Annotated in this window: 20 protein-coding genes; 12 read left to right on the top strand and 8 right to left on the bottom strand. The window is 67.7% G+C overall.

Annotated features, from left to right (window positions below; all coding sequences use genetic code 11):
* Window positions 1-6 precede the first annotated feature (6 nt).
* The 7 genes from B3349_RS14585 to B3349_RS14555 are packed head-to-tail and all read left to right on the top strand — an operon-like array spanning window position 7 to window position 7,602.
* Entirely contained in the window at window positions 7-1,317 is a 1,311-nt protein-coding gene (locus tag B3349_RS14585; protein ID WP_291589766.1) for a CpaE/TadZ family protein, read from the top strand.
* Window positions 1,314-2,627: a TadA family conjugal transfer-associated ATPase gene (locus B3349_RS14580; RefSeq protein ID WP_291589765.1), complete on the top strand. Its 1,314-nt coding sequence runs from the start codon at window positions 1,314-1,316 to the stop codon at window positions 2,625-2,627. Before B3349_RS14585 ends, B3349_RS14580 begins: the two co-directional genes overlap by 4 nt.
* Window positions 2,624-3,532, top strand: coding sequence for a type II secretion system F family protein (locus tag B3349_RS14575; protein ID WP_291589764.1), 909 nt, complete (start codon window positions 2,624-2,626; stop codon window positions 3,530-3,532). Before B3349_RS14580 ends, B3349_RS14575 begins: the two co-directional genes overlap by 4 nt.
* Before the next feature lie 9 nt (window positions 3,533-3,541).
* On the top strand, window positions 3,542-4,495 hold the full coding sequence (locus B3349_RS14570) for a type II secretion system F family protein (RefSeq protein WP_291589763.1): 954 nt from the start codon (window positions 3,542-3,544) through the stop codon (window positions 4,493-4,495).
* Entirely contained in the window at window positions 4,492-5,358 is an 867-nt protein-coding gene (locus B3349_RS14565; protein WP_291589762.1) for a tetratricopeptide repeat protein, read from the top strand. Before B3349_RS14570 ends, B3349_RS14565 begins: the two co-directional genes overlap by 4 nt.
* Window positions 5,355-5,699, top strand: a complete 345-nt coding sequence (locus B3349_RS14560; protein WP_291589760.1) for a DUF3613 domain-containing protein — start codon at window positions 5,355-5,357, stop codon at window positions 5,697-5,699. The genes B3349_RS14565 and B3349_RS14560 overlap by 4 nt, the downstream gene beginning before the upstream one ends.
* 16 nt (window positions 5,700-5,715) lie before the next feature.
* On the top strand, window positions 5,716-7,602 hold the full coding sequence (locus tag B3349_RS14555; protein ID WP_291589758.1) for a TadG family pilus assembly protein: 1,887 nt from the start codon (window positions 5,716-5,718) through the stop codon (window positions 7,600-7,602).
* Window positions 7,603-7,623: 21 nt separating this feature from the next.
* On the opposite strand, the gene B3349_RS14550 is transcribed toward B3349_RS14555, so the two are convergent.
* The 8 genes from B3349_RS14550 to apaG form a co-directional block, all read right to left on the bottom strand.
* Window positions 7,624-8,115: a CinA family protein gene (locus B3349_RS14550; protein ID WP_291589756.1), complete on the bottom strand. Its 492-nt coding sequence runs from the start codon at window positions 8,113-8,115 to the stop codon at window positions 7,624-7,626.
* 22 nt (window positions 8,116-8,137) lie between these two features.
* Complete coding sequence (locus B3349_RS14545; protein ID WP_291589754.1) at window positions 8,138-9,706, bottom strand: DUF4139 domain-containing protein; 1,569 nt, start codon at window positions 9,704-9,706, stop codon at window positions 8,138-8,140.
* 15 nt (window positions 9,707-9,721) lie between these two features.
* The gene (locus B3349_RS14540; protein ID WP_280011480.1) at window positions 9,722-10,198 is read right to left on the bottom strand and encodes a phosphatidylglycerophosphatase A family protein; all 477 of its coding nucleotides are present in this window, start codon (window positions 10,196-10,198) and stop codon (window positions 9,722-9,724) included.
* A gap of 206 nt (window positions 10,199-10,404) precedes the next feature.
* A complete protein-coding gene (gene thiL / locus B3349_RS14535) occupies window positions 10,405-11,382 on the bottom strand; it encodes a thiamine-phosphate kinase (protein ID WP_291589752.1) in 978 nt (325 codons plus the stop codon).
* A 210-nt stretch (window positions 11,383-11,592) separates the two neighbouring features.
* Window positions 11,593-12,714, bottom strand: a complete 1,122-nt coding sequence (locus B3349_RS14530) for a YbdK family carboxylate-amine ligase (protein WP_291589750.1) — start codon at window positions 12,712-12,714, stop codon at window positions 11,593-11,595.
* Complete coding sequence (locus tag B3349_RS14525) at window positions 12,704-14,026, bottom strand: cation:proton antiporter (RefSeq protein WP_291589748.1); 1,323 nt, start codon at window positions 14,024-14,026, stop codon at window positions 12,704-12,706. Before B3349_RS14525 ends, B3349_RS14530 begins: the two co-directional genes overlap by 11 nt.
* 117 nt (window positions 14,027-14,143) lie before the next feature.
* Window positions 14,144-16,120 (bottom strand): transporter-like protein TlpB, encoded by a 1,977-nt coding sequence (gene tlpB / locus B3349_RS14520; protein ID WP_291589747.1) that lies wholly within the window; start codon window positions 16,118-16,120, stop codon window positions 14,144-14,146.
* Between the two features lie 7 nt (window positions 16,121-16,127).
* On the bottom strand, window positions 16,128-16,541 hold the full coding sequence (apaG, locus tag B3349_RS14515) for a Co2+/Mg2+ efflux facilitator ApaG/CorD (RefSeq protein ID WP_291589745.1): 414 nt from the start codon (window positions 16,539-16,541) through the stop codon (window positions 16,128-16,130).
* Window positions 16,542-16,572: 31 nt separating this feature from the next.
* Here apaG and rpe point away from each other — a divergent pair, with 31 nt between their 5' ends.
* From rpe to B3349_RS14490, 5 genes are all read left to right on the top strand, one after another.
* A complete protein-coding gene (gene rpe, locus B3349_RS14510) occupies window positions 16,573-17,256 on the top strand; it encodes a ribulose-phosphate 3-epimerase (RefSeq protein WP_291589744.1) in 684 nt (227 codons plus the stop codon).
* Window positions 17,257-17,576: 320 nt separating this feature from the next.
* Window positions 17,577-18,311: a phosphoglycolate phosphatase gene (locus B3349_RS14505; RefSeq protein ID WP_291589742.1), complete on the top strand. Its 735-nt coding sequence runs from the start codon at window positions 17,577-17,579 to the stop codon at window positions 18,309-18,311.
* Between the two features lie 443 nt (window positions 18,312-18,754).
* The gene (gene trpE / locus B3349_RS14500; protein ID WP_291589740.1) at window positions 18,755-20,254 is read left to right on the top strand and encodes an anthranilate synthase component I; all 1,500 of its coding nucleotides are present in this window, start codon (window positions 18,755-18,757) and stop codon (window positions 20,252-20,254) included.
* Window positions 20,254-20,595, top strand: coding sequence for a chorismate mutase (locus tag B3349_RS14495; RefSeq protein ID WP_066541388.1), 342 nt, complete (start codon window positions 20,254-20,256; stop codon window positions 20,593-20,595). Before trpE ends, B3349_RS14495 begins: the two co-directional genes overlap by 1 nt.
* On the top strand, window positions 20,592-21,173 hold the full coding sequence (locus B3349_RS14490) for an anthranilate synthase component II (RefSeq protein WP_291589738.1): 582 nt from the start codon (window positions 20,592-20,594) through the stop codon (window positions 21,171-21,173). The genes B3349_RS14495 and B3349_RS14490 overlap by 4 nt, the downstream gene beginning before the upstream one ends.
* Window positions 21,174-21,317 lie beyond the last annotated feature (144 nt).

Raw genomic sequence — 21,317 nt, 5'->3', positions numbered from 1 at the left:
GGGGCCATGAACTTTGCGGACGTCACGACCCCTTCTCTGCTGGAACCAGCACCCGCCCAGGATGCGCCGGTGTGTGTGCTGCAGGTGGGGGATTCGGCGGAGGATGCGGCCTGGCTGCAGGCGCGCATCGGCGATGCCATGCAGGTGCTGCACTGTGCGCCCCATCCCGAGGCGATGAAGGCCGCACTGACCCCCCAGGTGGTGATGGTGGTGGTGCAGTTCGATGCCCGCCAGGACCTGGAAGGGCCGGTCAAGCTGGCCCAGTGGCTGCGCGAACACCAGCCCAAGCTGTCCGTGCTGGGCATGGGCTATGCCAACACCCCCAAGGTGCCCTTGGCGGCACTGCGGGGCGGGGCACAGGATTTCCTGGACATGGCGGGGGCCGTGGAGGAGCAGCTCAAGCCCTTCTGGTCCTTGAGCATGCGCGGCAGCGCCCAGGTGCTGGGCAGCACAGCGGCCGCAGGGCAGCAGCTGGGGAAAACCGTTGCCCTGCTGGGGGCCCGGCCCGGGATGGGGGTGAGCACCCTGGCGGCGCACCTGTCGGCGGCCCTGGCGCAGGCCATGGGGGCGGGCGGACCGGCTGCGGTGAAACACAGCGCGCTGGTGGGCTTGCTGGACCTGGGATTTCCGCTGCGTGACGGGTTGATGCACCTGGGCTTGCAAAGCAGCTTTCACATGGTTGATGCGATCCAGAGCATGCACCGGCTGGACCCGGCCCTGCTGGCGGCCGCACTGCCACGCCACCGTTGCGGCCCGATGGTGCTGCCGTGGCCGGCACAGGCGCAGATCATGCGGGATGTGGAACCGCGTTCCATGTCGGCGATGGTGCAGCGTCTGCGCGCCTTTTTCGCCTGGCAGGTGATTGACCTGGGGGGCTTGCCTGCCCACGAGATGGTGCAGGCCGTGGCCCGCGAGGCCGACCATGTCTGGGCGGTGTGCGACCAGTCGGTGGGAGGGATTGTGTCCATGACGGAAATGCTCAGCACCCTGCCGTCCAAGCCGGAGGGCGCGCCGATGTGCGATGGCGTGGTGATCAACCGTGCCCTGCGTGGTGTGGGCATGGCGCCGGAGGAAATTGCCCGGCGTGTGGCACACCCTTTGCGCCATGTGCTGCCGCAGCGCGACCTGGCCATGCTGCAGGCCAGCAGCCAGGGGCAGTTGCTGTCCGAGGCCGACGCCTCCGATGCCTATTGCGTGCAGGTGCGGCAGATGGCCGCATCGTTGCAGGCCGATGGCGTGGCCGCCGCGCCCCGGCCGCAGGGGCTGCTGCAGCGCTGCCAGGCGTGGTTGCAGCGGGCAGGAGGGCGCACACCATGATGCAGATGATCTACAGCGATGCGGCCGGCGGGTTTGCGGCGTCGCGCGAATACCTGGCCATTCGCCTGCAGGCCCATGAGCATCTGCTGGCGCGGATAGAGGAAGTCGGCTCGGAGTTTTCGCACTGGGACGAGGCGCGGGTGCAGAAGTTCGTGGCGCGGGAGATCGACCGTTTTGTGCAACTGCGGCGTGTTCCCATCAATGCCAGCGAGGCCCAGCAGATTGCGCGCGACCTGCTCAAGGAAATCAATGGCCTGGGTCCGCTGGACGATCTGATGCAGGACCAGGACGTGGAAGACATTCTGATCAACGGCTACCAGAACGTGTTCATCTCGCGCCGGGGGGTGCTGCACAAGCAGGCACTGGCCTTCAGTGACGATCAGCATCTGCTGCGCATCGTGCAGCGTGTGCTGGCCCCCCTGGGGCGGCGTCTGGACGAATCGTCCCCCATGGTGGATGCCCGCTTGCCGGGCGGCGGCCGCCTGAATGCCGTCATCCCGCCGCTGGCGCTGGATGGCCCGCTGGTCTCCATCCGCAAGTTCCGACAGGAGGCCTGGGGTATGGACGATCTGGTGCGCATGGGCAGCCTGGATGCGGCCATGTCCAGCCTGCTGCACCACGCCGTGCGCGAGCGCTGCAACATCCTGATCAGCGGTGGCACCAGCTCTGGCAAGACCTCGCTGCTCAACGCCATGGCGGTGTTCATCCCGGAGAGCGAGCGTGTGGTGACCATCGAGGATGCGGCAGAGCTGTCGCTGCACCATCCGCATGTGGTACGCATGGAGAGCCGGCCTGCCGGACTGGACGGGCAGGGGACAGTGTCCACGCGCGATCTGCTGCGCAACAGCCTGCGCATGCGGCCCGACCGCATCATCGTCGGTGAAGTGCGCGGCGCCGAGGTGCTGGAGATGCTGCAGGCCATGAACACCGGCCATGACGGCTCCATGGCCACCATCCATGCCAGCTCGCCGCGCGAATGCCTGTACCGGCTGGAGATGCTGGCGGGGTTTGCCGGCTTTGCCGGCAGCGAGCTGAGCCTGCGCAGGCAGATGGTGTCGGCCCTGGATTTCATCGTGCAGATCGGCCGCCTGCCCAACGGCAAGCGCCGGCTGCTGTCCATCACGGAGGTGGTGGGCATGGTGGACGACACGGTGGCGCTGCAGGAGCTGTACCGCCACGAGTCCCAGGGCGGGCAGGTCGACAGCTGGCACAGCCTGGGAGTGCTGCCGCAGACGCCGAAGCTGGCCGCCTGGAAGGCCGGTAACGCCGCCGCACGGGGCATGGCCAATGGCGGGGGGTGGCCGCTGTGAGCGGCTGGGCCATTCTGAGTGTGGCCTGCCTGCTGGCCGGGCTGGGCGTGGCATTGTGGGGCTATGAAGCGCACCAGCGCCTGCAGCAGCAGATGGCTCAGCACCTGCAGACCGTGCTGGAGCAGCGCGAAGGGACGGCGGTGCTGTTGGGCCCGGTGGGCGGTGAGGAGGCGGCGACAGGGCTGTCCTGGGGGCCTCCCTGGCTGCGGCATGCGGTCAGCTGGCGCTGGCTGTGGGGCGGTTTGTCGGTGCCGGTGGTGTTGGCGCTGCCGCTGGCGGTGCTGGGCTGGGAGCGCGCGGCGCTGCTGCTCTGGTGCCTGCTGATGGGCGTGGCCCTGCTGCTGGCCTGGCGGCGCTGGCAGCGGCTGCGCCAGCAGGTGCAGCAGCAGTTGCCGGCGTTCATCGACGGCATGGTGCGCATGGTGGTGCTGGGGCATGCCACCCCGTCGGCCTTCTTGCTGGCCTCGGCAGCGGCCAAGCCGCCTTTGCTGGCCACCTTGAACCAGGCTGCGGCCTTTGCCAAGGCCGGCATGCCGGTGGAGCAGGCCCTGGCCACCGCCAGCCGCCATTGGGGGCTGGAAGCCTTCTCGCTGCTGGCGGCCATCCTGCAGGTCGGCGGCCGGTTCGGCGGTCGGGTCGACAGCCTGCTGGAGCGGGTGGCGCATTTCCTGCGCGACCAGCAGCAGGCCCGGCAGGAGCTGTTTGCCCTCTCGGCCGAGGTGCGCTTGTCTGCCTGGGTGCTGAGCCTGCTGCCGCTGCTGGTGGGGGGCGCCATCATCATCACCAATGCGGATTACTTCATGCAGCTGTGGAACGACGCGGGAGGCCGCCAGCTGCTGTATGCGGCAGCCGGTCTGCAGGTGGTCGGGGTGTGCATGCTGTACCGCCTGGCCCAGCTGGAATGAGGAGGGCGCATGGACCGCTATCTGCCTGGGGAAGGAAGTGTGCTGGCAGCGCTGATGTTGTTGCCGCTGCTGGTGCTCGGGTGGTGGCTGTGGCGGCTGGCCCGGCAGCGGGCGCAGCGGCACCGCCATGTGGACGCGGTGCTGCAGCGGCGCCAGCCGGTGGGGCCCACGCCCCGCAGCCGAAAAGCCTTGCGGCCGCGCCAGTGGCTGCAGCGCCAAAGCCAGCGCCTGCGGGCATGGCTGGCCTCGCCCGCCGGGCAGCAGGTGGTGGCGCAGGAAGACCGGACCTTGCTGGCGCAATGCGGCTTTGGAAACAGCCTGGGGGTGGTCTACCTGGTGCTGGCACGCCTGGCCCTGATGGCTTTTCTGCCACTGCTGCTGGCCTTGTGGGCGCCAGCCTTCATGGCCCGGCTGTCCTGGCTGTACCTGTTTGCCGCGCTGGCCCTGGGCTATCTGCTGCCCAAGTGGGTGCTGCGCCGTTATGCCCAGCGGCGGCGGCGCAGCGTGGAGGCGGAGTTGCCGGTGCTGGTCGATCTGCTGTCCCTGCTGCAGGGCAGCGGACAGGGCATAGACCAGAGTCTGCAGCTGATTGCGCAGGATTTTGGCCAGGTGCTGCCGGTGCTGTCGCGTGAGCTGCAGCTGGCCAACCGGCTGTATGCCGGCGGGCGTTCCCGCGACCAGGCTTTTTCCCGGCTGTCCGAGATGTTCCACAGCGACAGCCTGGCCGATCTGACGGCGTTGCTGGTGCAGATCGACCAGCACGGCGGGGCGGTGCAGGAACCTTTGCGCCAGTTCGGCCAGCGCCTGCGCGAGCAGCGGCGCATGCGCATGAAGGAGGCCATCGGCAAGGTCACGGTCAAGATGACGGCGGTGATGGTGCTGACCCTGTTGCCGGCGTTGATGGTGATCACCGCCGGTCCCGGCTTTCTGGCCGTGATGCGAACTTTGGGGAGTGTCAAATGAAGCAGCAAGGCAGTGCAGAGGGATGGGAGTGGCGCCGGTGCCTGCTGGCCGCCGCGCTGGCGGGCAGCATGGGGCTGTACGGCTGCAGCACCCAGGTGCTGGGCAGCATGGCGGCCGCGGCCATGGCGTCGTCGCAGGCGGCGGACAGCCAGGCACGCGCGGAGCAGCAGGCGGACGCAGAGCGCGCCGGTGACGCCACGCCGATGCTGGCGCAGGAGACGCAGGCCAGCTACCTGCAGGTGGTGGCCGAGCTGCAGCGCAAATCGCTGTGGTACGCCGCGCTGGCGCATCTGGATGCGCTGGAGCAGCGCTGGGGCATTTCGGACACCAGCCGCTTGCTGCGCGCCGATGCGCTGCGCCAGACGGGCCAGTTCCAGCACAGTGAACGCCTGTACCGGGCCTTGCAGAGCGGCAGCCAGGCCGCGCGTGCAGCGCATGGCCTGGGCCTGCTGGCCGCCGCGCAAGGGCAGTACCGGGAGGCCGTGGCGCAGCTGCAGGCGGCACGCCGGCTGTCGCCGACCGATGCCTTGCTGCTGAACGATCTGGGCTACGCCTTGCTGCACACGCCGCAGGCCCGCGACGCACGCTTGCCGCTGATGCAGGCGGTGCAGCTGCAGCCTGCACAGCGCCGCATCCTCAGCAATGTGGCCGTGTACCTGCTGCTGTTTGGCAAGGACCAGGAAGCGGCCCAGTGGATGCAGCAGCACCAGATGGGGGCCCCGCTGCGCCAGCAGGTGTTTCAGCAGGCCCAGCAGCTGGAAGTGCTGCAGCGCACGCCCGAACCGGCTTTGCCGCCGCCGCTTCCCGCGGCCGCATCCATCCCCGATACCACGGCCGTGGCACAGCAAGGAGCACCCTCATGATCTGCAAACCGATGTGGTGGACCCTGGTTCTGGTGGGGGCGGGCAGCGTGTCCGCGCAGACCCCGCCGCCAGCGCTTCCGACGCCGCCGCAGGCGGTGCCAGCGGCTTCAGTGGTGGCGTGCGCGGCACCGCCCTGCCAGCCCCTGCCAGGGACCGCCCCCACGGCCATGCCCGTGGGGCAGGCGACACGCGCCCTGTTGCAGCAGCAGGCCGCCACGGAGCCCTCCCGTCCCCCGCAGCCCATGGCCGGCGTGGTGGCGCAGAAAGTCTACGCGCGCTATGTGGAGAGCTTTGCCCACCCGATCCCCGAGCGCGCGGCATCGCCCATGGCGAAGAAGTAGCGCACCGAAGGCCTCCGTGACCCCATCCCTGCACCGCACCCAGAAAGGCGCTGTGGCGCTGGTGGCGGCGCTGTGGATGGGCGTTGCGCTGTCGTGCCTGATGGCGCTCGATATCGGCAACCTGTTCTGGCAGCAGCGCGAGTTGCAGAAGATGGCCGATCTGGCTGCGGTGGCTGGTGCCGCGGATCCCGTGAACACCTGTGCGTCCCTGGCGGCGGCCAGCGCCGCCAGCAATGGACGGGCCGCGACCGACCCGCTGCAGGTGCAGTCCGGGCACTGGCAGCCCAATGCATCCGGACAGCGCACCAGCTATTTCGTGGCCGGTGCTGCCACGGTGGTGAATGCCTGCCGGGTCACGGTGCAGCGCACGGTGCCGTATTTCTTTGTGTGGCCGGCGGCCGACGGGGGGCGCCGCAGCCTGCAGGCCACGGCCACCGCTGTCCAGCGGCCGCAGTTGGCCCGGCTGTCCGTGCGCTCCAAGCTGGCCGCCATCCAGAACAACAACGATGCGCTGTTGCTCAATGCGCTGGTGGGCGGTCTGCTGGGCGGCAAGGTGGATATCTCGGTGCTGGGCTGGAATGGCCTGCTGGGGACCCAGATCGACCTGCTGGCGTTTCTGGACGCCCTGGCATTGAAGGTCGGCATCGATGCCGGGGACTACGACCGCTTGCTGAGCACCCAGATCAGCGTGAACAAGGTGCTGGGGGCCATGCTGGACGTGGTGCAGCGCGGTGCGACCACGGCGGATGCGAATGTACAGGCCCTGCAGAGTCTGGCGGGCGTGGCGGCCACCGTGCCGGGTGTGCGGCTGCAGCTGAACCAGTTGCTGAAGCTGCAAAGCGGGCTGACCGCCTCGGCGCTGTCGACCTCGCTGAATGTGCTGGAGCTGGCGCAGGCCGTGATCCAGGTGGGCAATGGCAACAATGCGGCGGCCGCGGCGGTGGACATCCCGCTGGGGATTGCGGATACGAGCCTGCGTCTGAAGGTGCTGCAACCCCCGCAGCTGACCGCGATCGGCGACCCCACGCGGGCCAAGGCCGATCCCCTGGGGGCCGACCGGCTGTTCGTGCGCACGGCCCAGGTGCGGGCCCTGATCTCGGTGGACCTGCCCCTGGTGGGGGCCGCCATCACAGCGCTGAATGCCTTGTTGAAGCTGATTTCGCCAGCCGTGGCCCTGGTCAATTTTCTGACCGGTGGCGGCAGCGGCTATGCCGACCTGGAGCTGCTGCCGGCCCCCAGCCGGGTGGATGTGCTCGTGGAGGCGGGCGGCGGTCAGGTCTATCTGACGGACTATGTCTGTACCCCGACCGGCAAGGCGCTGGTGCAGACGGTGCGGACCTCGGCCGCCGACATCCGGGTGGGGCGGCTGGGCCAGACGGTCAACGAGGCGGTGCAGAAAGCCTTTGCCTCCAATGCGCCGGTGGTCATGCAGCCACTGCCGGTGCTGGACATCGGCTGCTGGGGCTGCGATGGCGTGGGCAAGCGCACGGCGCAGTACTTTGGTGGCCTGGGCCTGAAGCTGGACACCCCGGTGGCCAGCAAACAGGTGGCGGGGTTTCAGCTGCTGCAGCCCCCGCGCCTGGACCAGGCCTCGGTGTGGGGCGGGATCCAGACGGACAACGTGGTCCAGAGCCTGAACAACACCTTGGGCAGCCTGAGCGGGCTGACGACACTGCCCGCCGATCCGCGTGCCTCGCAGGCCGGCATCCAGGGCATTCTGAAGCTGGTGGACGACATCCTGGCGGGGCTGCTGTCCTTGGTCGGCAGCCTGGTGGCCGGGGTGCTGGCGCCGGTGCTGGACCCACTGGTCAACAGCTTGCTGCGCCTGCTGGGCATTGACCTGGCCCTCACCGAAGTGGGCGGTCAGCTCAACTGCGGCGGTGCGGCCGAGCTGGTCTATTGAGCGCCGTCGCCACCCGCCTGGCTAGGGTGCGGATGCGACCAGGGCCAGCAACTGCTGCAGTGCGTGGTCGCGTGTCTGCTGGCGCACTGCGGCACGGTCCCCCGCGAAGCGCAGACAGGCCGTGTGCAGCTCGCCTTGCACAGACCAGCCAAACCACACCGTGCCCACCGGCTTGTCGGCGCTGCCGCCGTCCGGGCCGGCCACGCCGGTGACGGCCACGCTGGCCTGTACCGGTGCGTGCAGGGCGGCGCCGGCGGCCATGGCGCGGGCCACCGGTTCGCTGACGGCGCCGTGCTGTGCAATCAGCTCCGCCGGCACCCCCAGCAGCTCGGTCTTGGCGGCATTGGAATAGGTGACAAAGCCCCGCTCCAGCCAGCGGCTGGAACCGGGCAGGTCGGTGCAGGCGGCGGCAATCAGGCCGCCGGTGCAGCTTTCCGCGGTGGCCATCATCCAGCCGCGTGCCACCAGGGCCTGGGCCAGGGCGGAGAGGGTGTCGTGCAAAGGGGCGGGCATGTCGGCTGTCTTTCGTGTGGGGTCAGCGGCGCTCGCGCAAGCGCATGTCCTGCGGCCAGGAGATGCGGTGCTCGGTGCTGATCTGCTGGGTGGTTCCGGGCGGCAGGGCCAGTTCCCAGAGCACGCTGCCTGGCTGTCCGTTCCAGCGGGTGTTGGCCGGCTCCGGGCTGTAGCGCGATTCCACGCGGATGTCCTGCTGTTCTGCCACCGGTGCGGCATCCAGCAGCTGCACGGTGACCGGCGTGCGGTGCAGATTGCGCACCTCCCAGCGGCGGCTTTCCACCCGCTGCTGGCGGCTGCCGGTAAAGCCCGTGCTGCCCTGTGTCTGCTCGGTGGGCAGGGCGCGCAGTTGCACCCGTTCGTCGCGGCCAAAGCCCAGGCCGGTCTGGGCCACCTGGGCGGCGTCCAGGCGGCTGGCGCCTACATAGGCACCGTCGCGGTACAGGCGGAGGGAGCCGCTGGGCCAGACGCCTGTTTCAGGCAGGGCAAAGCTGGCGATCAGGTAGGCATGTGCATCCAGTGCCGGCGTGCTGCGCACCAGCACCTGGGCGTCCAGCTGCTGCTCGCCCAGGGTCAGGCTCAACTGCTCGCCGTTGGAGGGGACGTTGACGCGCTGCGGCAGCACGAACTGGGTGGCGTGGCTGCCTTCGAAGACGCTGGCGTCGAAACTGGCCGGTTCTGGCGCGGGGGCCAGACTGGCCATTTCTGCCGAAGATGCCATGCGTGCCATGGGCGCGGCGACCGGAGCGGGCATGGGCGGGGCCGGTGGCGCAGGCTGGGCTTCGCTGATGCGCCAAGGACGCGGCAGCGGACCGCTGGCGGCGGCATTGGGCTGCCCGGTGGACAGGGTCAGCGGCACATCGCGCCAGTCCTCGCCGCTGTTCTGGCCGACCTGGGCGGTGCGCTCCAGCCGCACGCGCTGGCGTTCCACATCCAGGCTGGCGCGGTAGCCGGGTTGCCAGCCGGTGCCGCGCACCTGGTAACTCAGCTGCAGCGTTCCGCCCTGCGGGGCCGACAGTGTGACCAGCACCGTGCTGGCCAGGCCCTGGGCGCCGCCGGTGCGCTGTGCATCGGCCTGCAGCGGCTTGAGCTGGTCTTCCAGCGCCTGCTGCTCGCGTGCGAGCTGGTGCCGGCGCTGGGCCACGCTCTGGCCGGTGCGGCGCAGTGCATCGGCCGTGGCGGCAATCTGGGTGGCACCTGCGGGCTGGGTATAGCGGTTCAGCCAGCCGCCTGCCTGCTCCAGACCCTGGGCCTCGGCCTGCAGCACGGCGATCTGGTCTTCCAGTGCGCGGATGCGGGCCTGCTGCGGGTGGGCACAGCCGGGAATCAGCGCCCGCGGCTGCTGGCGCACCGACAGCTCGCCCACGGTCATGCCGGCGGGTGCACTGACCTGCAGGGTCTGTGCATCCAGCCCGGCGGGCAGACAGGCCAGCACGGCCTGGCGTGCACCTGCGGGCACCTGCAGCGTGCGCTGCACGGTGGCGCTGCCGGGGTAGACCGTGACCTGTGTGATGCGGGAGTCCTGGGCCTGCACCGCAGTGGCCAGGGATGTCAGGCAGACAAGCGAGAGTGCGGGCAGGGCTGGGTGCATGGGGGGCTCCGGGGGTCAGCGGGTCAGGTGGCGCCAGACGGCCATGACCAGCAGGGTGCAGAAGGCGGCGACCAGGTCATCGAACATGATGCCCCAGCCCCCTTTCCAGCCAAAGCCCTTGAACAGCCGGTCGGCCCATTTCACGGGCTGGGGCTTGGCGGCATCAAAGAAGCGGAACAGGACAAAGGCCGCCAGCTGGCCCCAGAAGCCCATGGGCATGGTCAGCCAGAGGATGATCCACATGGCCAGCACCTCGTCCCAGACGATGTGACCGGGGTCGGCCACGCGCAGGTGGCGGGCGGTGACGGTGCAGGCCCACCAGCCCACGAACAGCGAGGCCAGCAGCAGCCAGCCGATCTGTGCCGGCGTCAGCCACAGCTGCAGCACCAGAAACGACAGCCAGCCCCACAGCGTGCCCACGGTGCCGGGTGCGATGCGGCCCAGGCCGCTGCCAAAGCCCAGGGCGATCAGGTGGGCCGGGTGGGCCATCATGAAAGACACCGTCGGGCGCGGTGGCTTGGCCGGTGTGGCGGTGAAGGTGCGGGAGGCCGCGGAGCCCGCAGGCGTGTCGTGTTCGACGATGCGCTTGGGCTCGGCGTCGGAAATCGGTTGGTCCATGGCGGTGATTGTAGAAATGCCTGCGGTGCTGCCCGGCAAGGGGGCACGTGTTTCGGTCCGGCGCAGCGCGACCGAGGGGGTCAGTCCGCGAAATGGTCGAACGAGGCAAAGTGCGCGGCCACCGGCTCGCCCGCAGCGTCCACCAGACGCAGGCCGGGCGTGGCCTCGATGCGGCCGATGCGGGTGACGGGGGTGGCGCTGGCAGCACCGGCCTGCAGCACCGCGTCGCGGGCCTGTACCGGGGCGGTGAAGCACAGCTCGTAATCGTCGCCACCGGCCAGGGTGCACTGGCGCAGATAGTCGCGGTCAAAAATGGCTTCGGAGCCCAGCATGTCGGCATAGGCGGCGATCAGCGGTGTCGTCAGGCTGGTGTCGATGCAGGCGCCGACGCCGCTGGCGTCCAGAATGTGCTGCAGATCGCCCAGCAGGCCGTCGCTCACATCCAGCGCACTGGTGGCCACGCCGCGCAGCGCTTGGCCCAGGGCCACGCGGGGCGTGGGGGCTTCCAGCCGGGCGCGGGTGGTGGTCAGCAGGGCGGGGGGCAGCGGGTGGCGGCCCAGCAGCGCATCCAGCGCCAGGCGGGCATCGCCCAGGTTGCCGCTGACCCAGATATCGTCGCCTGCGCGGGCACCACTGCGCAGCAGGGCCTGGCCGGCGGGCACTTCGCCCAGGACGGTGATGCAGATGTTCAGCGGCCCGGCCGTGGTGTCGCCACCGATCAGCTCGCAGTCGTGCTGGGCGGCCAGGGCGAACATGCCTTCGGAAAATGCGGCACACCAGGCTTCGTCGGCCAGGGGCAGCGACAGCGCCAGCGTGAAGGCCTGCGGTGTGGCGCCACTGGCCGCCAGATCGCTCAGGTTGACGGCCAGGGCCTTGTGGCCGAGCAGGTGCGGGTCCACGTCGGGAAAGAAGTGGCGGCCCTGCACCAGCATGTCGCAGGACACGGCCAGCTGCATGCCGGGCCTGGGCGCCAGCAGCGCGCAGTCGTCCCCCACGCCCAGGGCGGCGCGGCGCACGGGGCGCTGGAAGAAGCGGCGGATCAGATCAAATTCACCCACAGTGTGCGGCCCTCGTCATCAAGGTTGCGATTGTCGCGCCTGTGCTGTCGCTTGTGTGGCGCCGGGCGCCACAAAAACCGCCGCCGCCTGCGCGCCGACAGCACCGCTTTGCGCAGCCTTTGCCGGGGAGCGCAGGCAGGGGGCGCTCCCTGCGCAACGGGGCTCTCCCAGGTGGCGGGAGCGCCGCAGTCCACAGGCGACGCAGTGGGGTCATGCGGTACCGCGAAAGCGCAGACCGGCCTGGCGCACCACCTCGGCCAGCAACTGTTCGTCCTGCTGGCGCTCGCGCAGCCAGCGGGCGTCGTTGTGCTGGCGCTGTACCTCGCTGCGCAGCATCTGCAGCGCAGGCGCGGCACCCAGGCGCTCGGCCTGCGGCGCGATCTGGTCCATGGTGCGCAGAATGTGCTCGGCCAGCGGCAGGTGGCTGCCGTCGGCGGGGTCCACATAGACGGCGTCCAGCCCGAAGCGGCAGGCCTGGAAACGGTTGTAGGTGTAGACGAGGTAGTCGTCTTCCTGCGGCGTGAAGGGCTGGGTGTCGATGAACCAGGCCGCCAGTGCCTGCACATAGCCGGCCAGGGCGGCGGCGCGTTCGATGGTCAAGGGCGTGTCGAACACGCGGATTTCGATGGTGCCGAACTCGGGCTTGGGACGGATGTCCCAGTAGAAGTCCTTCATGCTCTTGACCACGCCGGTGGCGGTCATCTTGTCGAAATACTGCTCGAACTCCTTCCACGTCAGCACGCAGGGCGCACGGCCCGACAGCGGAAAGGCAAAGACCGAGTTCAGCCGCGCCGAGTCGAACGCGGTGTCCTGGGCCTGCACGAACGGGCTGCTGGCCGACAGTGCAATGCAATGCGGGATGTAGCGGCTCATGCGGTGCAGCATCAGCAGCGCCTCGTCCGGCCCGGGGCAGCCGATGTGCACATGCTGACCGAAGATGGTGAACTGCTTGGACAGGTAGCCATACAGGGCCGACAGCTCCTGAAAGCGCGGCTTGTCGTAGATGCGCTGCTGGTGCCAGAGCTGGAACGGGTGGGTGCCGCCGCCAATCACGGCGATGTTCAGCTTGTCGGCATTCCTGACCAGGGCATCGCGGATGGGCGTGAGCTGGTGCAGCACCTCGGCGGCGCTGTGGCAGATGTCGGTGGAGATCTCGATCATGCTGCTGGTCATCTCCGGCACCACCGAGCCGGGAAGCGGCGTCTTGTGCATCAGCCGGATCATGTCCTCGGCATAGGGCGCCAGGTCATAGTCGTGGGTGTTGACCAGTTGCAGTTCCAGCTCCACGCCCAGGGTCAGCGGGGCGGAGGTGTGAAAAGTCTCAAGCGGCATCGCGGTCTCCTGCAGCAGTGGGGGCCGGGGTGGGTTCGGGTGCGGCGGCGGGCGCCGGGGCCGGAGCGTTGGGTGCCGCCACCTGGTTGCGTCGTGCGCCGCGCCAGCCCGTGCCTTCGCCGGCGCGGTACAGCGCCATGGTGGCCAGCACGGCGCCGGCCAGCTCCATCAGCACGATGGCGGGCAGGGCAACGCTGGCAATCAGCTGCCCGGCTTCGGGGGCGGCCTGGGCGAATTGCGACGTCAGCAGCAGTGCCACGGCCGACATTGGGGCCATGGCGCCGGCCACCCACACCGACTGGCGCCAGCTGGTGCCCGAGCCGATATTGCCGACCGCCACGCCCACCGACTTGGTCAGCAGGCGCACCACAATCAATGCCAGGGTCGCCAGCCCCAGCGCCCAGCCTCCGGAAGCGCTGGTGGCGACGCTGGAGACCAGCACGAACATCAGCATGGTCAGCAGGCTGGAGGCCGTGCCCAGCTGGCGCGGCCAGGCCCAGGGGCGCGGGTGCATATGCTTGAGCACCATGCCCGCCAGCAGCGCGGCCAGCGGGGCCGATCCGCCCAGGTGGGCGGCCACGGCACTGGCGGCAGCAATCAGCGCCAGGATGAGGATGGAGGTGTTCTCGCTGGCGGGGCTCATGAAGCGCAGCGCCAGGCGCATCAGCAGGGCCAGCAGGGCAGCCATCAGTACCGAGATGCCCAGCACTACCAGCACTGGTGAAATATCGTCCAGCAGCGAGGTGGTGGGGCGGGCAAAGATCTCCGCCTTGGCGCTGCCGATGGTCAGTGCGTACAGCGTGGACAGTGTGGCCAGCACCATGGCACGGTCGGTGACCGGGCCACTGGCATGGGTGTCGTCGCTGACGCGGCGCAACAGCACCGGCGACGAGGCCATGGCAATCATGGCCAGCGGGCTGGCGATGTAGGGCGGCAGGTCCAGCCAGCGCAGCGTGAAAAACACGGCGGCATAGGTCAGCGCGGATTCGAGCACGCTTTGGACCAGCACCATGGGGTTGTGGCGGAACCAGCGCAGCGCAATGCGCCCGCCGCATTCGAACAGCACCACGGCCACCCCCAGTTCCACCAGGAACAGCACCGGGCCATGCAAGGGCCATTCCGACCCGGAAAACCCCAGCAAGCCGGCGAGCGCGCCGACCATGGCATAGCCCACCACTTTGGGAATACCGGTCTGGCGCTGGCACAGCGAACCGACCACGGCGGCCACCGCCAGCAGCACGGCCCAGTGCACGGCAGGAAGGCCGGCCGAGGGGCGCAGCCATTGGGACCAAAAGCTCAACATGTCAGGCATGGCATGTCCTTTCAGCAGCGTGCAGGCGCAATGGCCCACACGGGTGGAGGCGCGACCGCGGCCGTTGCGGCCGGGGCGCCTGGCATCACACAGCAGCGTGCCCTGTGTGGCTGGGGTTCAACGTGTGCCGGATGGCAGGAAGAAGCTCAGCGGGCGGGTGCGCAGCCGGTGGCGAATGCCGGCGTAGATGCGCGAACGCTCCACACCGCTGACGTTGTGCGCACGCAAGGCGGTGCGGAACGCCAGAAGAAAACTGACCAGCACATTCAGTGCGCCGTTGAAGGGCAACATGGCCACGGCCCACCAGAAGGCAGACAGGTGCAGGACCTGCAGGCCCAGGGTAGCACTGGCCACGCCGATCTGACCAGAGGACAGTGTCACATGGCGAACTTCCAGCCCCAGTCCGAAAAAGCCGGCAATGGCCGGGGTCAGCCCCAGCATGAAGCCCAGCGCGATATTGGAGGTGAAGCCCGAGATGTTCTGGCGCAGAAAGCCGGACCAGCGCAGGGCCCGCTTTTCGCCCAGCAGCCGGGTGATGCGCGGGTTGTAGCGGATGGCCGAATCCATGCGCCGCAGCACAAACCAGTTCTCCACCCAGCCTCCCAGGATGCTGCTGGCATACAGCAGCACGCCGGTGAAGGCGGCAAACAGAAGTGACGGGCCCAGCAGGCTCAGCGAATCCAGGGTCTGCACCGCATGGATGGGGTCCAGCGGCGGGGAGCCCCACAGGCGTGCCACCAGCAGGGACAGGCCCAGCGCGGCAGGGAACACCACCAGCACATTGCCCAGGATGGCCGCCACCTGCGAACGGGTGAGGTTGGCCACTTCGTCGACGAATTCCTCGACGGCGTTGCCGCGTTCCAGGTCCTTGAGCTTGGCGGCAATGGCCGGCGCCGTCATCGCCGGCTGCTTGGTGGCCACGGTGAAGTGCAGCAGTTGGATCAGCACAAAGCTGATGGCGTAGTTGATGCCGGCCAGAAACCCGCCCCAGAAGGCCGACAGCGCCAGGACATGCAGGGCCAGCTTGAGCAGGGTGGTGAAGGACATCACCAGGCCACCACCGGCGGCGCGTCGCACCATGTCCAGGTATTCGCGCGGGGTGCGGGTGATGTAGTGCTCACCGGTTTCGGCGCTGCGTTCCGTGATCTTGGCGGCCAGCAGCGAGGAGTTGGCGTCATACAGCGCACGCAGGCTGCGGCGGTCGCGGCCCACGCTGACAAAGCCTGCCAGCAGGCGGGCCGCATCCAGTTCGGGGCGCGTGGACAGCAGGCAGTCCAGCAACTGGCGCACGCGCACGATACGTGTGCGCAGCTGGCGCAGGCGGAACACCAGGCCGACCGAGATGCCTTCGGCCGCAAAATGCGTATACACCGTACCGACCGCCGCGCGGCATGCGTCCAGTCGCTCGCGCAGGCGGGCCTCGGCCTGCTCCAGCCGGTCGGTGGTGCGCAGGCCGTGCAGGACTTCCACGCGCAGGCTTTCCACATCGTGGATCAGTGCGTGGAAAGGCTTTTCATCGCGGATCTCCTCGCTCATGCGCAGGCGCAGCTCGGGGGCAAAGCCGGTCGACAGGATCTGGCCCGCGCAGTAGGTGATGGCGCCCAGCAGCGCGTGCTGCCAGAAGCTGGCACCGGGGCTGCCCGCGGGGCTGAGGGTCAGGGCCAGACGCTGCAGCAGGGGTTCGTCCAATGCCTGGAGCCAGCGCACATCGAACTCTTCGTTCAGCGCGATGGCAAAAAGCTCGGAGGCGTCGATCGTCTCGGGCGTGCTGGGCAGCAGCTTGTAGCGCAGGCGTTCCGTCAGCTCGCTGAAGAAGGCGGTGCGCGGCGCAAAGCCGAAATCGGCCAGCAAGGTGGTGATGTCCACCTGGTCGATGAACTGCAGCCACCACAGCTGTAGGCGTGCGGCGGCATCGGGGTCGGCGTCCAGGGCATCCAGAAACAGGCGCACGCGCTCCACCGCGCCCTCGGTGGACGGATGGGCGGCGCGCACCCATTCGATCAGGTGAATCAGCCAGAGGTGGCGCTGGGCCAGTTCGGCATGGGGGTTGAGCTCCGCCAGCAGGCGGGGCAGATCATAGGCATTTCGCTTCATGCGTCCTTCAGTGGAGGATGCGGGCGGCCGGCATGGCGGCAGGCATGCCGTCATCCGGATCTTCGACATCAAGCACAAACAGGGGGATGGGCGTGTGGAACACCTCGGCGTCTTCGGCGACGCACAGATAGCTGCCGTGCATGGTACCGGTGGACGTGGTCAGCTCGCAGCCGCTGGTGTAGCGGTGGGCTTCGCCGGGCTGCAGCAGGGGCTGGCGCCCGACCACCCCCAGGCCGCGTACCAGTTGTTCGCGGCCGTGGGCGTCATGGATATGCCATTCTCGGGCCACCAGCTGGGCAGCCACCGTGCCGGTGTTGGTGATGGTGATGATGTAGGCAAAGCGAAACATTCCCTCCTGCGGCGCGGACTGCGCGGGCAGGTACTGGGTTTCGACTTCCACCTGAAACTCGTAGGTCGGCATGGTGCAATGGTAACTGCGACAATTCAAAGCCATGAGCCCCACCTACCGCATTGCCCCTTCCATCCTGTCTGCCGACTTTGCCCGCCTGGGCGAAGAAGTGCGCAACGTCATTGCTGCCGGCGCTGACTGGATCCACTTCGACGTGATGGACAACCATTACGTGCCCAACCTGACATTTGGCCCCATGATCTGTCAGGCTTTGAAGCCCCACGCCGTGACCCCCACCGGCCAGCCCGTGCCCATCGACGTGCACCTGATGGTCCAGCCCGTGGACGATCTGGCCACCGCCTTTGCCAAGGCGGGTGCTGACTACATCAGCTTCCACCCTGATGCATCGGGCCATGTGCACCGCAGCATCCAGAACATCAAGAGCCATGGCTGCAAGGCCGGTCTGGTGTTCAACCCCGCCACGTCGCTGGACGTGCTGGACTGGGTGATCGAAGACATCGACCTGATCCTGCTGATGAGCGTGAACCCCGGTTTCGGCGGTCAAAGCTTCATTGACAGCACGCTGCGCAAGGTGGAAGCCGCACGCAAGCGGATCGAAGCCTCCGGCAAGGATATCCGCCTGGAAGTAGATGGCGGCATCAAAGAAACCAACATCCGCGCCGTGGCCGATGCGGGTGCCGACACCTTTGTGGCCGGCAGCGCCATCTTCGGCAAGCCCGACTATCGGGCCGTGATCGACACCATGCGCGCCAATCTGGCGGCCTGATAGGGCCTGCATGCCGGAATGCCTTCCCAGGGAGGGCCTGCATCGCTTCTGTTGGCTGCCAATGCTGGCGCGCACTATGCAGCGCATGCTTTCACCGCACCTCCGTGCGAGGTCCATTGCGGCGAAAAAAGCCTTCCAGTCCTGGTACTGGAAGGCTTTTTTCATGGCGCCACCGGCAGCAGTTGCATGCGCAGGAATGCCGGGATAATTTGCGGCTCTCGCTTCCGGCCTGGCGGTGGCCGCAAAGGTCTGTGAAGACAGGACATTTCTGGTGGCTTGTGCCGCCTGGGTGCGCACAGGCGGCCCACTTTGGGAGATCTATGCAAGTGCAATTTCCAGCGGGCAATACCCGCAAGACCGTGGAGGTGGATGCCGCCATCGTGGACCTGGACGGAACCATGGTGGACACCATCGGCGACTTTGCTGAGGCCATCACCCGCATGCTGGCTGATCTGCAGCTGCCCGCGCTGCCGGCCTCCGCGGTCGAACACATGGTGGGTAAGGGCACGGAGCACCTGCTGCGCAGCGTGCTGGTCCATGTGCTGCAGCATGCCGGCCATTCGCAGGCAGAGCAGGATGCGGCTGTGCAGGCGCTGTTTCCGCAGGCGCTGGCACGGTATGAGCACCACTACATCGCCATCAACGGCCAGTATTCGGCCGTGTATGACGGGGTGATTCAAGGACTGCAGGCGCTCAAGGATGCGGGCCTGCGCCTGGCGTGCGTGACCAACAAGCCCATGGCGTTCACCGTGCCGCTGCTGGCGGCCAAGGGGCTGGAGGGCCTGTTCGAGCAGGTGTTTGGGGGCGACTCGTTCCCCCGGAAAAAGCCGGATCCCATGCCCTTGCTCAAGACCTGCGAGGCGCTGGGCACCCCGCCCGCGCGCACGCTGATGCTGGGAGACTCCAGCAACGACGCCCAGGCGGCACGGGCAGCAGGTTGTCCGGTGGTGCTGGTTAGCTATGGCTACAACCACGGCCAGCCGATCCAGGGCGTGGATGCCGACGGCTTTGTGGACAGCCTGGCGCAGTTGCAGGCGGTGTCGGCGCTGGTCTGAGCCGGGTAGGGCCGCTGTGACTTGGCCACAGGGCTTTCTGGGGCGCTGTGGTGGCGGGATGCCGGTGCCATATGGCGGCCGTGCCGCGGCTGTAGCGGCAGACCACGCGCGGCGGCAATGCCGTGCGCCAGGCCATGGGCTGGCGCGATGGTCGGGATTGCAGGACAAGATGGATCCCATCCGCCGGGCCGTGCGCAGGTTTGCTACACTTTGGCGCTATGTTCATTCACTACGTGTTCATCACAGGTTGCGCGGACCGGGGAGCCTGGCCCTGGCGCAAGCCATCCGTCATGACCGTCTAACACGCACGCGGGTGCATTGCCGCGCGTGCACCCCTAGCCCCTGCCGTTGCGCACGGGGCGCAAAGAATGAACCCGCGGCGCCCGTGGGCCTGCTTGGGCTCCACAAGACCGGAGCGCCGCCCGCGATGGGAATCTGCTCCTGTGATCACGGAACTCGAATTCAAAAGCCTGGCCAGCGAAGGTTATAACCGCATCCCCCTGGTGACCGAGGCGTTTGCCGACCTCGAAACGCCGCTGTCCCTCTACCTCAAGCTGGCGCATGCCAACGGCGACGGTAAATACAGCTTTCTGCTGGAGTCCGTCGTCGGCGGGGAGCGCTTCGGCCGCTACAGTTTTATTGGCCTGCCCAGCCACACCCATGTGCGTGCCAGCGGTTTTGGCGCGGCGGCCAAGACCGAGGTGGTGACCAGCGGTGCCGTGGTGGAAACGCATGTCGGCAATCCGCTGGACTTCATTGCCGATTACCAGAAGCGCTTCAAAGTGGCCCTGGTGCCCGGACTGCCGCGCTTCTGTGGAGGTCTGGCCGGCTACTTCGGCTATGACGCGGTGCGCTACATCGAGAAGAAGCTCGAAGCCAGCTGCCCTCCCGACACGCTGGGCACGCCCGACATCATGCTGCTGCAGTGCGAGGAAGTGGCCGTCATCGACAATCTGTCGGGGCGCCTGTACTTCATCGTCTATGCCAACCCAGCCGAGGCCGAGGCGTATTCCAAGGCCAAGCGCCGCATGCGCCAGCTGAAGGACCAGCTGCGCTACTCGGTCAGCGCGCCCCAGATCAAGGGCGGTGACAGCCACCCGGCCGAGCGCAGCTTTGCCAAGGCTGATTACCTGAAGGCGGTGGGCGAGGCCAAGGAGCTGATTGCGGCCGGCGACTTCATGCAGGTGCAGGTCGGTCAGCGCATCCACAAGCGCTACACCGAATCGCCGCTGGCGCTGTACCGCGCGCTGCGCTCGCTCAATCCCAGCCCCTATATGTACTACTACCACTTCGGCAACTTCCAGGTGGTGGGGGCCAGCCCCGAGATCCTGGTGCGCCAGGAGAAAGTGGAGGAGGGCGAGAAGATCACCATCCGCCCTCTGGCCGGCACACGCCCGCGTGGCGCAACCCCCGAGAAGGACAAGGCAGCCGAGCTGGAACTGGTGAACGACCCCAAGGAACGTGCCGAGCATGTGATGCTGATTGATCTGGCGCGCAACGACATCGGTCGCATTGCCAAGACCGGCAGCGTGAAGGTGACCGAGGCCTTTGTGGTGGAACGCTACAGCCATGTGATGCACATCGTCAGCAACGTCGAAGGCATTTTGCAGGACGGCATGACCAGCATGGACGTGCTCAAGGCCACGTTCCCGGCAGGTACGCTGTCGGGTGCACCCAAGGTGCACGCCATGGAAATCATCGACAGGCTGGAACCCACCAAGCGTGGCATCTACGGCGGCGCCGTGGGGTACCTGAGCTTTGCCGGCCACATGGACATGGCGATTGCCATTCGCACCGGCGTCATCAAGGACGGCATGCTGTACGTGCAGGCGGCGGCCGGTGTGGTGGCCGACTCCATCCCCGAGATGGAGTGGAAAGAAACCGAACACAAGGCGCGCGCCATGCTGCGCGCGGCAGAGCTGGTAGAAGAAGGACTCGAGTAATGACGCGCGCGATCGACAAAGTGAAAACCTGCAGCACCATGGCTGAAGTGCGTGCCGGCGTGAATGCGCTGGACGACATCCTGGTGCCGTTGCTGGTGGAGCGCAGCGGCTACATGACCCAGGCCGCCACGGTGAAGAACGATGAAGCCCTGGTGCGCGATGAAGCCCGCATCCAGACCATCATCGACAGGGTGCGGCCCCAGGCCATGGCCCAGGGCGGTAATCCCGACCTGATCGAACGCCTGTACCGCGCCATGATGGAGTGCTACATCGACTACGAACACCAGGAGCTGGCACGCCTGCGCGCTGCCGGCCTGCAGCCCAAGGGGGAGCAGCCATGAAGCTCTTGATGATCGACAACTACGACAGCTTCACCTACAACATCGTCCAGTATCTGGGCGAGCTGGGGGCGGATGTGACCGTGGTGCGCAACGACGAAACCACGCTGGATGCGGTGATCCAGCTGGTGGCGGAGCAGGGCATCGAGCGCATCGTGATCTCGCCCGGTCCCTGTTCTCCGGCGGAAGCGGGCATTTCGGTGGCCGCCATCCAGCACTTTGCCGGCAAGCTGCCGGTGCTGGGTGTGTGCCTGGGCCACCAGGGTATTGGTGCGGCATTCGGTGGCGACATCGTTCGCGCGGGCCAGCAGATGCATGGCAAGACCAGTGTCATCACCACCGACCAGCGGGGCGTGTTCGCCGATCTGCCGAAGCAGTTCACCGTCAACCGCTATCACTCGCTGGCCATTGACCGGGCCACGATTCCGGACTGCCTGGAAATCACCGCCACCAGCGAAGACGGCGAGATCCAGGGCGTGCGGCACAAGACGCTGGCTGTGGAGGGCGTGCAGTTCCACCCGGAAAGCATCCTCACGGAGCATGGGCATGCCATGCTGAAGAATTTTCTGGAACAGAAATAAACCCCGGGCCGCGCTGCCACCAGCAGCCGGCCCTTTCATTTTGCACCGCTGCTGTGTGCAGGCCGCTTCGGTTTCCAAGCAAAAACAACCTGAAACCCGGCGCCTCCCGCATGCCACGCAGCACCAGCCACCGCAAAGGAATAC

This window comes from Comamonas sp. UBA7528, assembly GCF_002479375.1.
Classification (GTDB): Bacteria; Pseudomonadota; Gammaproteobacteria; order Burkholderiales; family Burkholderiaceae_C; genus Comamonas.
Note: the sequence above shows the minus strand (reverse complement) of the source record. Positions and strands in the feature narration are given on the sequence as shown.